The following is a 14,095-nucleotide window of genomic DNA, read 5'->3' on the forward strand; positions in this document are numbered from 1 at the left end:
CTTTTTCTCTACCCTCGGGTGGTGTCAGGCCTGAGGGAACGCAAGAAGCGGGCCACCCGGGAGGCGTTGAGCTGGGCTGCGCTCAAGCTCGCCGTCGACCGTGGTGTGGAGAACGTGCTTGTCGAGGAGATCGCGGCGGAGGCAGGTGTTTCGCCGCGGACGTTCAACAACTACTTCTCCAGCAAGTACGAGGCGATTGTCTGGCGTGAGCTGGACCGGATGACCCAGATCGGCGACGCGTTGCGGGAACGCCCGCCGCGGGAGCCGTTCTGGGAGGCGATCACCAAGGCAGTGCTTGCCGTCTACGACAACGACACCGTCCCGGACAAGAGCTGGACCAGCGGTGTCCGGGAAATGGTCAACTCGCCATTGCTGTTCGGCGAGATGCTCAAGGTCCATGCGGCAATGGAACGTGCGCTGGCCGAGGCGATCGCCGAGCGAGTCGGCCTGGATGTCGACAAGGACATGTACCCGCGGGTCGTCGCGGGCGCGGTCGGGGCTGCGTGCGGTGTCGCGCAGCAACAGTGGGTGAGCGCTGATCCACCGATGCCGCTCGGCCCATTGGTCCGTACCGCACTGGGACACCTGACACATCTGCAAGGAGGAGAACCATGATTGTGATCGCTGGGGGCGGCCCGAACGGTTTGCTTCTGGCCAGCGAGCTCGCACAGGCCGGAGTGCGCCCGATTGTGCTGGAACAGCTGGCCGAACGCAGCACGGAACCCAAGGCCAACGGCATGGTGGGGCAGGTCGTCCGGCTGCTCGACCATCGCGGCCTGCATGAACGGCTCGGCGGCGGCCGGGTTCCGTTCAAAGCACCGATGTTCATGTTCGGTGCGATGCCGCTCAATCTCAGTGCACTCGAGGTCAATCCGGTCACCATTCTGCCGGTGCCGCAACGCCGGCTGGAGCAAGTGCTCGAAGAACGTGCGGTCGAGCTCGGTGCGGAAGTCCGTCGTGGACACCGGGTTGTCTCGTTCACACAGGACGATGACGGTGTCACGATTGCCATCAGTGGTCCGGACGGCGACTACACCGAACGGGCGCGATATCTTGTCGGCGCCGACGGCGCGCACAGCGTGGTACGCAAGCAAGCAGGAATCGACTTTCCTGGTGTGACCACTGTGGACACTGTGGCCAGGGCGGCGCACGTGACGATGCCGGAGCGAGTGGATGGCCGGCTGGACGTCCCGGGTTTCGGCCGGATCGCCAGTGCCAGCTTCACCCGTACCGACCGTGGCCTGTTCGTCTGGGCCGAGCTGGAGCCGGGCAGGCCGTTGATGACCACGGTCGAATGGGATTCGGCGCCCGGTGACGAGGTCCCGATGACGATCGACGAGTTGCGTGCGAGTGTGCACCGAGTGCTCGGCGCCGACGTGCCGATCGGCCCGCCGGCGTCCCCGGGGCCGCACGTGTTGCGGCGGTTGACCGGCGGCAACACCCGGCTGGCGGAGAAGTACCGGGCGGGCCGGGTCTTCCTGGTCGGTGACGCGGCGCATGTGCATTCCTCGATGGGCGGCCCTGGGCTCAACCTCGGCCTGCAGGACGCGGCCAACCTCGGCTGGAAGCTGGCCGCGCAGGTGCGGGGCTGGGCGCCGGAAGGGCTGCTCGGCACCTACGAATCCGAGCGCAGGCCAGTGGCTGAACGGGTCGTCATGCACACCCAGGCGCAGTCCGCGCTGACCGCGCCCGGCGGTGAGGTCACCGCGTTGCGTGAGCTGTTCGGGGAACTGCTGACCAACGTGGACACTGTGCGGCACATCGCGGAGACCATGGCGGGCTCGGACATCCGTTATGAAATGCGGACAACGCACCCGTTGGCGGGCAAGTTCCTGCCGGACATCGAATTGTCGGACGGTAGCCGCGTTGCCGAACTGATGTACGACGCCCGACCTACGTTGCTTGACTTCACCGGATCGGCCGCGCTCGCGGATCTTGCCGCGGGCTGGAGCGACCGGGTGGATCTGGTGGCGGTGCAATCGGGTCGGCCACCTGCCGACGTGATCCTGGTCCGGCCGGACGGCTACGTCGCCTGGGCGGGCGACACCGTCCTTAGTGGACTAAATGAAGAGATGGCAATGTGGTTTGGTATTCCGCGAACCGCGGCGATGGCGACGTAACGCAGCCGATCGTGCGCGGTGCGTGAGCGAGTGTCCGCGCCGTTATTGGATCGCAACCCCCTTCGTGTTACGAATTCTCCGCTGTAGCCCGAACAGGCCAATGTGGACTGCGGAGAATAGGCCAGTTGTGTGATTGTCCGGGCACCTTTCGCGATATGTGCTCTGATGGCAGTTTCCCTGGGATCCCCATGAAGGGTTTCGCCGTGACAGCATCACGATCTCCCCTGCGAATGCGCGCCGGGTGGGCGGTGCTTGCGATGAGCACCGCCCTGCTCGGGCTCGCGGCGCCGAGCGCGCTCGCGGTTCAACCGACGCCGGAACAGCCGGTGCCCGCCGACAAGAAGAGCCTTGACTCGAACGACCGCGCGCTGATCGCCGAAGCGGAGAAGACGGGCAAGACGGAGGTCACCATCCTGGTGGCCGCCGAGAAGGGCAAGACCGACGCGGCCGCCGACGAGCTGCGCAGGCTCGGCTCGGTCGTCAAGTCCGTGGACAAGGACGTCGACTATCTCAAAGTGACACTGCCGCCGGAGGCGGCCCGCAAGGCGGTGAAGCTCGACGCCGTCCGTGCGATCGACGTCGACAGCGTGATCGCCCGGGACGAGCCGTCGACGCAGGGCATGACCGACCCGCTGCCCCAGCCGGCGCCGGGCCCGAAAACCCCGCGCGTGAACCCGTACATGCCGACCGGCGACACCCACGCCGCCCAGTTCAGCCAGCTGTTCCCGTTCTGGGACGGCAAGGGTGTGACAGTCGGCATTGTGGACAGTGGCATCGACCTGGACCACCCGGCGCTGACCAAGACCAGCCGCGGCGAGCGCAAGGTCGTCGACTGGTACAACGCCAACCCGCCGACGTCCGGTGACAACACGTGGGTCCCGATGTCGAAGACCACGTTCACCGGTTCCTTCAGCGCCTCGGGCCGGACCTGGACCGCACCGGCGACCGGCGGCCCGTACTCGTTCGGCCTGTTCACCGAGAACGCGGGCGACTTCGCCAACGCCGCCAGCGAGCTCGCCGGTGACGTCAACCGGGACGGCGACAAGCTCGACCGGTTCGGCGTGCTGCAGGACGTCGCGACAAAGGAAGTCCGTGTCGACCTGAACGGCAACGGCAACTTCACCGACGAGACCGCGATGATCGACTACAAGGTCAAGCAGGACGTCGGCCACTTCGGTACGGACAACCCGGCCACGCCGGCCGTGTCCGAGCAGGTCCCGTTCACCGTGCAGACCGACAAGTCGCTGTACGGCCCCACGGACACCCCGTACGTGAACCTCGGCATCGCCGGTGCCGCGCACGGTTCGCACGTCTCCGGTATCGCGGCCGGTAACGCCCTGCTGGACGGCCGGATGTCCGGTGCGGCACCGGGTGCGAACCTGCTCGCGGTCAAGGCCTGCTTCTCCACGCCGTCCTGCACGACTTCGGGCATGATCGACGGTGTCGTCTACGCCGCCAAGAACGGTGCGGACGTCATCAACGTCTCGATCGGCAGCCTGCCCGCCCTCAACGACGGCAACGGTGCCGGTACGACGATCTACAACCGTGTCATCGAGCAGTACAACGTCCAGGTGTTCTTCTCGGCCGGCAACAGCGGTTCCGGCGCGAACACCATAGGCGACCCGTCGGTGGCCTCGGATGTGGTGAGCGTCGGCTCGTACATCACGCGGGACACCTGGCTGTCGAACTACGGTTCCAAGACGGCCCAGAAGGAGAACCTGCACCCGTTCTCGTCGCGTGGTCCGGCTGAGGACGGTGGTTTCAAGCCGAACATCATCGCGCCTGGCTCGGCGATCTCGGCGATTCCGCGTTGGCAGGCACAGGGCGCGGTGCCCGGAACGTACGTGCTGCCCAACGGCTACGGCCACCTGCAGGGCACGTCGATGGCGTCCCCGCAGGCGACTGGTGCGGCTGCTTTGCTTGTCAGTGCTTACAAGCAGACGCATGGCGGCAAGCGTCCGTCGGTGAGCGATCTGCGTAACGCGATTTACTCGTCCGCGCGTTTCATCGACAACTATGGCGCGTACGAGCAGGGCAACGGCCTGTTCGACGTGTTCGGCGCGTTCTTCCAGCTGGCGATCAACCCGAACCCGGACACCGTGACCGCGTCGGTCGAGGTCAACACGGTGCTGGACGCCTTCCTGCCGACGCCGGGCGTCGGTATCGGCATCCACGACCGGGAAGGCGTGCAGCGCGGCAAGAAGTACACCCGCACCTACACCTTCACCCGGACAACGGGTTCGAAGGGCACGGTGCCGTACCGGTTGAGATGGGTCGGCAACGACGGCACGTTCTCCTCGCCGGGCGTGGTCAACCTGCCGTTGAACAAGCCGGTGAAGGTGGACGTCCGGGTAGATCCGGGCAAGGCGGGCATCCACAGCGCCAGCCTGCAGCTGGACAACCCGTTCACGCCGGGCATCGACAGCCGCACGCTGAACACTGTGTTCGTGCCGCAGGAGTTCAACGCGGGCACCAAGTTCACCTACACCGTGAGCGGCAAGATCGCCCGTAACCAGACGCAGAACTTCTTTGTCCGCGTGCCGCAGGGCACCACGGGCCTCAAGGTGGACCTCACCGGTGGCGGTGCCACGCCAGGCGCCGGGCAGGTCCGGTTCATCCGCGTCGACCCGCGGGGCATTCCGATCGACCCGACCGGAACGACCTCGTGCTACAACCCCGATGCGGGTGCGGGTTGCACCAGTGGTCTGCCGGCCACCCGGACGGTGAACAACCCGATCAGTGGTGTCTGGGAGGTCTACGTGGAGGCCCGCCGGACCTCCGACACGGGCCTGGCGCCGTTCTCGCTGACCGTCAGCGCGATCACCACGGCGATCAGCCCGAACCCGGATGTCATCGACACCATCCAGACGGGTGTGCCGTTGCCGCGTAACTACACGGTTTCCAGCACGGCTGCCGCGTTCACCGGCAAGCTCGCCGGCGGTCCGCTGAGCAGCTCGCTGGTCATCCGGCCGACGATCGCCGACCTCGCGCAGCAACAGCGTGCGATCCAGGTGCTGCCGGGCTCGACGTCGCTGCGTGCGGCGATCGGCAACACGTCGGACGGGACCGCTGACCTCGACCTGTTCCTGTTCAACTGCACGACCGGCACCTGTGTGCTGGCCGCGCAGAGCGCGGACGGGGACTCCGACGAAGCGGTGAGCGTCGCCAACCCGGCAGCGGGCCTCTGGGTCACGTTGGTGGACGGCTTCTCGGTGCCGGCAGGCACCACGGAGTTCGACTACACCGACGTGTTCGCCTCGCCTGCGCTGGGCAACGTGGCGGTCAACGACACCGACAAGCTCCGTCCTATCGGGACAGTATGGAACGCGCCCGGCACGGTGACGGTCAACGCCGCGCTGCCTGCCGGTCGCAAGCTCCTCGGTGAGCTGGCCGTGCAGACCAGTGACGGCGGGATCGTGGGCAACGGTGTTGTCCAGATCAATGCTGTGAGCTAGTGGAAAACACTCAGGGGCGGCCGTCCGGCCGCCCCTGAGTGCTGTCTAGAACAGAACGTCGTTGCAGAGATAGAAAGCCTCGCCGCTGTCGGGCATCTGGCGCTGCCAGATCGTGTAGATCACGTGCCGGCCGGACTTGCCGCTGGGCAGGCGAGTGGCGATCTGGTACACGCCATTGGAGATGGGCGGGTTGGTCACCTGGTGGAACTGCTCCAGGTCCGACCAGCGCAGTGGTGTGGTCGGGTTGTAGCCGTTGCGGGTGACGTACATCGTCCACACCCCCAGGTGCGCGGCTGTTGCCTTGACCTGGAAGGTGAAGTTGGCGCCCGAGGTCAGCCGGGTGGCCGGCCAGTCGTTGCGGGCCAGGTTGAGGCCGGTGTACTTGGCCCGGCCGGCGCCGCAGAGCTGGCCGTCCGGGATGAACGCGCGGTGGTTGCCCGCGACGTTGGGCAGGTTGACCTCGTGCCAGTCGTAGAAGGCCTGCGTACCGCCTGCCTGCACGGCCGCCCGGCACGCGGCCGACGTCGGGTTCTCCGGGTTCTCGTTGAATCGGCACTGGTAGGTGCGGCTGGGCGGGTTCATGGTCGAGCCGTGCGCGCTGGCCACGGACACCGGCACGACTGTGGACAGCAGGATGGGGATCGCACCGAGCAGGGCGACCAGGGCGGCTCTCCGGCGCATGGTCATCAGGCGTCTCCTTGACAGCGATGTCATGAAGTCGTCGCGCCCGACCCATGAAGAGGACGTTGTTTCGAGTGTGAATTGGTCTAGTCCAGCGCCGCTAGGTCCATTCGGGCTAAAAGATTTGCAGCTTCGAGTAGCTAACAGTGAGCGAGTAACTCACGACCTGAGTGAGGCAAGGAGGAAAATCACGCCATCCAAAGGGGGCCGCGATGCGGCTGAGATCCTTGTTGATATCCATCATCACTGTACTGCTGGGAATCACCGTTTCGGTGCCCGCCCAGGCATCGATCGGGGACGTGTGGGCGTTCGCCTACAACGACAAACCCGCGCCCGGCCCGGTGTTCGGGCTGATGGACCCGTCGCACCAGTGGACCCCGACCGGTCCGGCGAGCGAGGTCCGCTCGTACGGGACCGGCCGCTACGAGGTGCGCTTTGCCAAGACTGCCAACAAAGTCGGCATCCCGCACGTCACCGCGGTCAACCCCAAGCCACATTACTGCCAGCTTGTCGGCTGGAAACCCAGCTTCAGCACCGGCTATGAACACGTGTGGGTCGACTGCTATGCCTTCGGCGGTGTTCCCGCCGACTCACGGTTCACCGTGATGTTCACCGGCAGCAGTGGCTTCAGTCCATTTGGTACGGACAAGCACGCCTACATCCACTCCGCGTACGACGGCACGATTCTCGACGAGTACAACTCCGAGGGCCTTGCGAACTACGTCGGCTGGGGCGGCCCTGGCACGGGCGAGTGGAAGGTCTGGCTGCCGATGTCCGGCCCGCCGGACGAGAGTGGCAATTTCCAGGCAACCGCGGTCAATGACAAGCCGGCGCGCTGCAAGATCTCCGAGTGGTACCCCGGTGCCTCGGGGCAAACCGTCGTGGTGCGCTGCTACGACTACAACAGCAAGCCCTTCGACACGGGATGGACCCTCAGCTACAACCGCGAGCGGCCGGTTGTCGGTGCCATCGGCCCGCCCAAGCTGTTCGGGTATGTCTGGGTGAACCCGGCGCTGCCGTCGCAGACCAACTACAACTCGCTCGGTGCCGTCAACACCGTGTTCTTCGGACCCGGGCAGTACCTCGTGACGTTCCCGAAGGTCGGCATGCTGGAGGACCACGTGCAGGTCACCGCGTTCGGGAAGGGCTCGGAGCACTGCGGCCTAGAGGACCTGTGGGGCACCTCCGGCGGCAATGCCGTCGTACGTAACGTCAACTGCTTCGACGAGTTCGGCAAGCGTGCGAAGTCTGATTCGTTCGTCGCGTACACCTCACGTAACTGAAGTCGCGCCGGCCCTCGCGTGGTTCGCGGAGGCCGGCCTCTTGACCATCCCGGTGCGCGAGTCTTTACTGTTCGGAAAGTTCCCTAATTATCTCGCCGCCAGAGATGGAGCTGTCATGCTCAGACGTGGGTCGGTTGCCGTGGTCACACTGTGTTGTCTTGCTGCGACCGCGACTCCGGCGACCGCGGCCGCCGCCGGATTTGTCCGCGTGGACCAGGTCGGGTACGCGACGAGCGAAGCGAAGTACGGATACCTGCTGGGTACGGCCGCGGTCGCCGGCGCGCCGTACACCGTGGTCGACGCCTCGGGCCGGACCGTGCTGTCCGGCAAGGTCGGTGCCAGCCTGGGCAGCTGGAACTCGCGATACACCGCGGTCCACCAGGTCGACTTCTCCAAGATCACCAAGCCCGGCAGCTACCGGGTCAGGTTCACCGGCCGGATCGCCGCGACCTCACCGTCGTTCAAGGTCGACCGCGCGGAAACACTGTTCCAGCCCCTGGTTCGAGCTACCACGGAGTTCTTCCAGGCCCAGCGCGACGGCCGCGACATAATCCCGGGCCGTCTCAACCGCGGGAAATCCCACCTCACCGACAGCAGGGCAACCGTCTACGCCGAACCGAAGTTCAAGGGCGACGGGGGAGACGTCCCCGCCGAACCACTCAAGCCGATCGGCGGGCCGGTCGATGTCGAGGGCGGCTGGGTTGACGCGGGCGACTTCGTGAAGTTCACGTCCAACACGGCGTATTCGTTGGCAGAGATGGGTTATGTCCAGCGTGAGGGCGGGAATCCCCAGCTGCTCGCGGAGTTCAGGCACGGCCTGGACTGGCTGGACAAAACCTGGGACGCACGCACGGGCACTCTCTATGCCCAGGTCGGGATCGGTACCGGCAGTGAGGAATTCGGCTTTGTCGGCGACCACGACGTGTGGCGCCTGGCTGAAGCGGACGACAAACTGGACGTCAAGCCAGGCGACTCCGAGTACTTCATCAAGTATCGGCCGGTATTCCCCGCCGGGCCGGCAGGATCACCCGTCAGTCCCAACCTCGCCGGTCGTGTCGCGGCTGCGTTCGCGCTCGGTGCACAGCTTGAGAGCAATCCTGCCAAAGCCAAGCGTTATCTCACCGAAGCTGCCTCAATCTTTGCCGCTGCCAAGACAACAGACGTCGGTGAGCTCGTGACGGCGTTCCCGCACGCCTACTACCCCGAATCGTCCTGGATGGACGACATGGAGCTCGGTGCGATCCAGCTGGCTCTGGCTGCGCGCAAACTCGGCGACCACCGGGCATCCGACTGGGCGCGGCAGGCGGCCCACTGGGCCAAGGCCTACATCGCAAGCGATGACAAGGACACTCTCAACCTTTATGACACAAGCGCTTTGGCTCACGCTGAGCTGATTCCTCTGTTGCGGCGCGGTGTTCCAGGTGCCGCTGTGACTGCGTCCGATTTGGTCGGTGACCTGCGGCGGCAGTTGACATCGGGCGCGACGAACGCAGCCACCAGCCCGTTCCGCACCGGCGTCGACATCACCCAGTTCGACGCGGCCAGCAAGAGCTTCGGCTTCGCGGCGACAGCCCGGCTCTACCGGTCGGTCACAGGGGACAGGTCCTTTGACGCCTTCGGTGTGCAGCAACGTAATTTCGCGCTCGGGTCGAACGCCTGGGGTATCTCATTGGTCGTCGGTGCCGGTTCGACATTCCCGAAGTGCCCCCACCACCAGGCCGCCAACCTCGCCGGCGACCCCAACGGCGGCTCACGCATCCTCTACGGCGCCGTGATCAACGGACCGAACGGAGCCGACAACTTCGAGGATCTCGGTGAGATGCCGCCAGGCGCAATCGCCTGCTCCAATAATTTCGAGGCTTTTGACGGGCAAGGATCCCGGTTCTTCGACGATTTGCGGTCATGGCCGAGTTCCGAGCCCGCAATCGATTTCACGTCCACTGCTTTGCTGGCCTTCGGCCTTTCCAGCTGAGAGCTGTCCGGCCCGGTGTGTTTTCGCACCGGGCCGCCGGCCGAAATCAGGGACTGGGGTCGGGCTGCCCGGTCTTCGTCTTGGTCTTGGTTTTCTTGGGCTTTTTCGTCTTGGTGGGTGAATCAGGCTCGCCGTCATCCACGACATCGTCATCGCCGGGCGTCACCGCATCCGATGTCGCGACCGAAGTGCTGACCGACGGAGGAGGGGTCTTCGCGATTTTTCCGCCGGAATTGACATGCCGTTGATCCGCGGTGGGCTGTGGGGTCTCGGCGTCATCGGGAATCTGCGAACCCGGCGCTGCCGAACCCGGAGTCGAACCGGCAACTGTGCCGTTTTCCAACTGCTGGGGCCGGGATGGTGTCCCTGACGTGGGCGAAGTGAGCACCAGGCTGACGACGCCCGCTGCGAGGGCGGCGCCGACCAGAGCGGCGGCCTTCGCGCGAACCAGTTTCCGGGGGCGTTTGATCGGCACGGTCGGGCGGTCGGAGCGCAGCAATTCCGCGCACGCCTCGGCAGTGGGGCGGGCGGCCGGGTCGGATCGGGTCATCGCCTCGATCGCCTCGGCCAGGGCGGGCGGAATCGATTCGGGGATCTTGGGTGACCGGTTGAGGCGTGCCACCACTGTCTCGGCGTCGAAGCCCGGGTATTCGATTTCGCCGGTCAGGCATTCCAGCAGGACCAGACCGAGGCCGTAGATGTCACTGGGCGGACCTACGTCTGTGCCAAGCACCTGTTCGGGTGAAAGATAGGCCGCGGTGCCGACAATTCGATCCGAAGCCGTCATGCCGCTTCGGGCTAGTAGTTTTGCCAGTCCGAAGTCGGCCAGATGCGGCTGGCCGTCCGAGGAGAGCAGGACGTTTCCCGGCTTGACGTCCCGGTGGACCACACCTCGGGAATGCACATACGCCAAGGCTTCGGCCAGTCCGATGCCGATGCGGCTCACGTCGTCCGGCGGCATCGGGCCGAGGTCGATCCGCCTGCCCAGCTGCGGGCCGTTGATCAGTTCGAGCACGAGGTACGGTTCGCCGTCGGCGCAACCGGAGTCATAGACCTTGACCAGGCCCGGGTGGTCGAATCCGGCGAGCAGCTTGGCCTCGTCCTCGAATCGCAGGCGGCCGACCGGGTCGGCGTGCGGCTGGAAAATCTTGACCGCGACCTCGCGATCCAGCCGTTCATCCCATGCCCGCAGGACACGTGCGGTGCCACCCCTGCCGAGCTGGGACACCACGCGGTAGCGATCGGCCAGCACGGGTGCGGCGCGTCCGCCGGATTCCTCGTACATTTGGGTCACACTAGTGACCATGGATCTCAAATCCATAGCGAATCAGCTTTACGCCCTGCTGCCGGCCGAGTTCATGGCAGCCCGGGCGGAGTACGTGCGCGAGGCGAAAGCCGCAGGCGACAAGGAAACCGCAGCCAAGATCGCCAAACTCCGCAAGCCGTCACAGGCAGCGTGGGCCCTGAACCTGCTCGCGCGCCGGCAACCCGATGAGTTGCAACGGTTGGGTAACCTTGGCGCGGCGTTGCGTGACGCGCATGGCCGTTTCGACGGCGAGACCCTCAGAGAGCTCTCCAAGCAGCGGCATCAGCTGATCCGTGCCCTGGTCGCCCAAGTCCGGAGACTGGCCTCCGACGAAGGCCAGAAGCTGAGCGAATCCATGGTGCGCGACATCGAATCGGTCTTCACCGCGGCGCTCGCCGACCCTGCCGTCACCGAGATTTTGAAGGCAGGAAACCTTTCGGCCACCAACGAACTCACCGAACAGGAAGGCTGGCCAGAACCAGCGGAGCCCGTCGTCGACGAGGTCGCCCTGCGCCGCGAACAACGAGCCGAACGCCAACGCCAGGAACTAGGCCGCGCCCGCGCCGAAGCTCAACACACAAGCGAAGTCCGCGACCGCGCCCAAAACGCCCTGGCCCACGCCGAACAAAAAGCCGCACGCGCCACCCGCCACCTCGAAGAGCTGACCGCGGAACTGGAACGCGCCCGCACAACCGAACAAGAAGCCAACAGCGAAGTCCGCGAAGCCCGCACAGTCTTCCGCACAGCCGAAAAAGCCGCCGAACGAGCCCGCCGCCACCTGGAATCCCTGCAATAACCAAGAACCAGTCGCTCGCACGCCAAATGGACGGTCAGCGCACGAACTCACTGCCCGCCGGCCGGATCGCCTTCGGTTCATAGGATCGCAGGACGAGTGATGTTGTGACAGGGCCGAACCGGCCGATGCTGTCGACCAAGGTCTCCAGACGTTCCGCGCCGGCGACGTACAGGTCGAGCAGAAACAGTCCTCGCCTGTGACCCGGTAGACGTTGACGACCTCGGGCACTTCGGAGAAGTAGTCGAGGCAGGCGACGATGCGCGCGTGGGTGGTACGCAGCCGGAGCACAGCATGGATCGGCAGGCCGAGCCGCGCCGGGTCCACCACTGCCCGGTACCCACTGATCACGCCGGACGTCAACACCGGCACAGTCTCGAACGCCTCCGGCGCAGCCGCCGCCCCCGCAGCCGGGAAAGAGCAGCCCGCCGCACCGACGTGGGGCCAGAGATACACGTGGAAGAACGGCCTGGCTGTCGAGATCCCCCAGCCGGCCGAGTGCAAGCCCGGCGAGTTCGCGACCCCAGAGGCCAAACGAGCCGTCAAGGTCACGGTCAAGGTCACGAACGGCACCGATAAACCGTTCGAGACTTCCGTACTCACCGTCGGCTCAGAAGTCCAGTTCGCGGGTGCGAAAGCGGAACTGCTCATCGACACCGAAGGCGGATGCAAAGCAGGCATAGGCATGGAGTCGGCCACAGTCCTGCCCGGTGCCACCACCGCGCAGGACGCGATCCTTGTCCTTATTGGACGATTTGGCGGAGGGCGTCGACGGCGCCGGCGCGGTGCTGGTTCCAGAGCCGGACTACCTCGTCGGCGGAGCCTGAGCGGATTGCGGCGATGATGGCTTTGTGCTCGCTGTGGACGCGATCGCGGTTCGCCGGGGAGCTGTAGTAGAGGGAGCGGTAGGCGTCGGTCGCATCCCAGAGGACTCGGACAAGGCGCGTCAGCCTGGGCATTCCGGACGCTTCCAGCACTGTGAAGTGGAATTGCCGGTTTGCCGCGGCCATGCCGACGATGTCGTTGGCTGCCGCGGCTGTTTGGATGTCCGCATCGGACTGTTCGAGGCGGTCGATGTCCTCGGGGGTCATCAGGGGGACTGCGCGCAGGGTTGCCTCGGTTTCGAGCAGCTCGCGGATTCGGTAGACCTCCAGCAGGTCGTCCAGGGACAGGTCGGCGACGTGGTATCCGCGGTGCGGACGGTAGATCACCTGGCCTTCGCCTTCGAGCGTCCGCAGGGCCTCACGTAGGGGAACACGGCTGACCCCAAGGTGTTCGGCGAGTGCGTCCTGCCGGATCGGTGTGCCCGGTGCCATTTCGCCGGTCAGGATCGCGCGTCGGAGTTCGGCGAGCACGAATTCCTGTGCAGTCGGCGGACGCTTGGGCGCGCTCATCGTTTTCCCGGGGCGGTGTGGTACTCCGCCGGCGTTTTCGCCAGCCTGATCGGGTTCGCGACCTGCGGCAGTCCGTCGATCTCGATGACCGGTTCCAGGCCGAGCCGGGCCGCCAGGGTGACCGCTTCGGCCACGTTGTTGATCGGTCCACAAGGGACGCCGACGGCCGTCAGCGCGGGCAGCCAATGGGCCGCGTCCTGACTGCCCAGCCGGGAGTTGATCTCCTTGGTCAGCGCAGGCCGGTGTTGAACACGCAGCGCGTTCGTCTGGAACCGGGGGTCATCCGGAATTCCGAGAACTTCACACAATCCGGCGAATTGCTTGTCATTGCCGACCGCAAGCACGATCGGCCGGTCGCGGGCCTCGAACACCTCGTACGGCGCGACGCTTGGGTGCTGGTTGCCCATGGGGGTTGGCACAACGTCGGCCATCACATAGCCGGCGGACTGGTTCACCAACGCGGACAACAGGGACGACAGCAGCGAAACCTCGACCAACTGTCCTTCTCCCGTGCGTTCGGCGTGTCGCAGGGCTGCAAGAATGCCGGACATCGCGTGCAATCCGGTGATCACGTCCACCAGGGCCACGCCCGCCTTGGTCGGTGAACCGGGCGTCCCGGTCACGCTCATCAGGCCGCCGACGGCCTGGACCAGCAGGTCGTAGCCGGGGAGCGATGAATCCGGGCCGAACCCGGTGATCGAGCAGTAGACCAGTTTCGGGTTCGCGGCCGACAGCGTCGCGTAGTCCAGGCCGTGTCGCGCCATCGTGCCCGGCCGGAAGTTCTCGATCACGACATCGGCCTGAGCAGCCAGTTCGCGGGCCTCCGGGCTGCCGAGGTCCAGCGCGACCGATCGCTTGTTTCGGTTGAGCCCGAGGTAGTAGGTGGACTCGCCGTCCACGAACGGCGGCCCCCACGCACGTGTGTCGTCGCCGGTGCCGGGTCGCTCGATCTTGATCACCGTCGCGCCCAGGTCGGCCAGCAGCATCGTCGCGTACGGCCCGGCCAGCACGCGGCTGAAGTCGGCGATCGTCACGCCTGCCAAAGCTTGCACGCGACGCAGACTACCATTGGAGAATTGATATTGGATCCA

At 65.7% G+C, this 14,095-nt stretch carries 11 protein-coding genes; 7 read left to right on the forward strand and 4 right to left on the reverse strand.

Going from position 1 to position 14,095, the window contains the following annotated elements; all coding sequences use genetic code 11:
- Positions 1-21 precede the first annotated feature (21 nt).
- The 3 genes from JOF56_RS16770 to JOF56_RS16780 all read left to right on the forward strand — a co-directional run bounded on the left by JOF56_RS16770 (position 22) and on the right by JOF56_RS16780 (position 5,575).
- Positions 22-615: a TetR/AcrR family transcriptional regulator gene (locus tag JOF56_RS16770; protein ID WP_209638831.1), complete on the forward strand. Its 594-nt coding sequence runs from the start codon at positions 22-24 to the stop codon at positions 613-615.
- Complete coding sequence (locus JOF56_RS16775; RefSeq protein ID WP_209638833.1) at positions 612-2,120, forward strand: FAD-dependent monooxygenase; 1,509 nt, start codon at positions 612-614, stop codon at positions 2,118-2,120. Before JOF56_RS16770 ends, JOF56_RS16775 begins: the two co-directional genes overlap by 4 nt.
- Positions 2,121-2,377: 257 nt before the next feature.
- A complete protein-coding gene (locus JOF56_RS16780; RefSeq protein ID WP_245378282.1) occupies positions 2,378-5,575 on the forward strand; it encodes a S8 family serine peptidase in 3,198 nt (1,065 codons plus the stop codon).
- 45 nt (positions 5,576-5,620) lie between these two features.
- Here the strand turns inward: JOF56_RS16780 and JOF56_RS16785 are convergent, their stop codons facing one another.
- On the reverse strand, positions 5,621-6,262 hold the full coding sequence (locus JOF56_RS16785) for a lytic polysaccharide monooxygenase auxiliary activity family 9 protein (RefSeq protein WP_209638837.1): 642 nt from the start codon (positions 6,260-6,262) through the stop codon (positions 5,621-5,623).
- A 206-nt stretch (positions 6,263-6,468) separates the two neighbouring features.
- Here JOF56_RS16785 and JOF56_RS16790 point away from each other — a divergent pair, with 206 nt between their 5' ends.
- Both JOF56_RS16790 and JOF56_RS16795 read left to right on the forward strand, forming a co-directional pair.
- Positions 6,469-7,539: a hypothetical protein gene (locus JOF56_RS16790; RefSeq protein ID WP_209638839.1), complete on the forward strand. Its 1,071-nt coding sequence runs from the start codon at positions 6,469-6,471 to the stop codon at positions 7,537-7,539.
- Positions 7,540-7,654: 115 nt separating this feature from the next.
- On the forward strand, positions 7,655-9,511 hold the full coding sequence (locus JOF56_RS16795; RefSeq protein ID WP_209638841.1) for a glycoside hydrolase family 9 protein: 1,857 nt from the start codon (positions 7,655-7,657) through the stop codon (positions 9,509-9,511).
- A gap of 46 nt (positions 9,512-9,557) precedes the next feature.
- Here the strand turns inward: JOF56_RS16795 and JOF56_RS16800 are convergent, their stop codons facing one another.
- On the reverse strand, positions 9,558-10,796 hold the full coding sequence (locus JOF56_RS16800) for a serine/threonine-protein kinase (RefSeq protein WP_209638843.1): 1,239 nt from the start codon (positions 10,794-10,796) through the stop codon (positions 9,558-9,560).
- Between the two features lie 19 nt (positions 10,797-10,815).
- On the opposite strand from JOF56_RS16800, the gene JOF56_RS16805 reads away from it, so the two are divergent.
- Entirely contained in the window at positions 10,816-11,613 is a 798-nt protein-coding gene (locus JOF56_RS16805; protein WP_209638846.1) for a hypothetical protein, read from the forward strand.
- 256 nt (positions 11,614-11,869) lie between these two features.
- On the forward strand, positions 11,870-12,454 hold the full coding sequence (locus tag JOF56_RS16810; RefSeq protein ID WP_209638848.1) for a hypothetical protein: 585 nt from the start codon (positions 11,870-11,872) through the stop codon (positions 12,452-12,454).
- Here JOF56_RS16810 and JOF56_RS16815 read toward each other — a convergent pair.
- Together JOF56_RS16815 and JOF56_RS16820 are read right to left on the reverse strand one after the other, a co-directional pair.
- Positions 12,354-13,004: a GntR family transcriptional regulator gene (locus tag JOF56_RS16815; RefSeq protein WP_209638850.1), complete on the reverse strand. Its 651-nt coding sequence runs from the start codon at positions 13,002-13,004 to the stop codon at positions 12,354-12,356. The genes JOF56_RS16810 and JOF56_RS16815 overlap by 101 nt on opposite strands.
- Positions 13,001-14,056, reverse strand: coding sequence for a CaiB/BaiF CoA transferase family protein (locus tag JOF56_RS16820; protein ID WP_307855133.1), 1,056 nt, complete (start codon positions 14,054-14,056; stop codon positions 13,001-13,003). The genes JOF56_RS16815 and JOF56_RS16820 overlap by 4 nt, the downstream gene beginning before the upstream one ends.
- Positions 14,057-14,095 lie beyond the last annotated feature (39 nt).

This window comes from Kibdelosporangium banguiense, from assembly GCF_017876405.1.
In the GTDB taxonomy this organism is placed as follows: Bacteria; Actinomycetota; Actinomycetes; order Mycobacteriales; family Pseudonocardiaceae; genus Kibdelosporangium; species Kibdelosporangium banguiense.

Coding starts and splice junctions, on each gene's coding strand:
- JOF56_RS16775 (WP_209638833.1), top strand. CDS start 612: ATGATTGTGATCGCTGGGGGCGGCCCGAACGGTTTGCTTCTGGCCAGC.
- JOF56_RS16780 (WP_245378282.1), top strand. CDS start 2,378: ATGAGCACCGCCCTGCTCGGGCTCGCGGCGCCGAGCGCGCTCGCGGTT.
- JOF56_RS16785 (WP_209638837.1), bottom strand. CDS start 6,262: ATGACCATGCGCCGGAGAGCCGCCCTGGTCGCCCTGCTCGGTGCGATC.
- JOF56_RS16790 (WP_209638839.1), top strand. CDS start 6,469: ATGCGGCTGAGATCCTTGTTGATATCCATCATCACTGTACTGCTGGGA.
- JOF56_RS16795 (WP_209638841.1), top strand. CDS start 7,655: ATGCTCAGACGTGGGTCGGTTGCCGTGGTCACACTGTGTTGTCTTGCT.
- JOF56_RS16800 (WP_209638843.1), bottom strand. CDS start 10,796: ATGTACGAGGAATCCGGCGGACGCGCCGCACCCGTGCTGGCCGATCGC.
- JOF56_RS16805 (WP_209638846.1), top strand. CDS start 10,816: ATGGATCTCAAATCCATAGCGAATCAGCTTTACGCCCTGCTGCCGGCC.
- JOF56_RS16810 (WP_209638848.1), top strand. CDS start 11,870: ATGCGCGCGTGGGTGGTACGCAGCCGGAGCACAGCATGGATCGGCAGG.
- JOF56_RS16815 (WP_209638850.1), bottom strand. CDS start 13,004: ATGAGCGCGCCCAAGCGTCCGCCGACTGCACAGGAATTCGTGCTCGCC.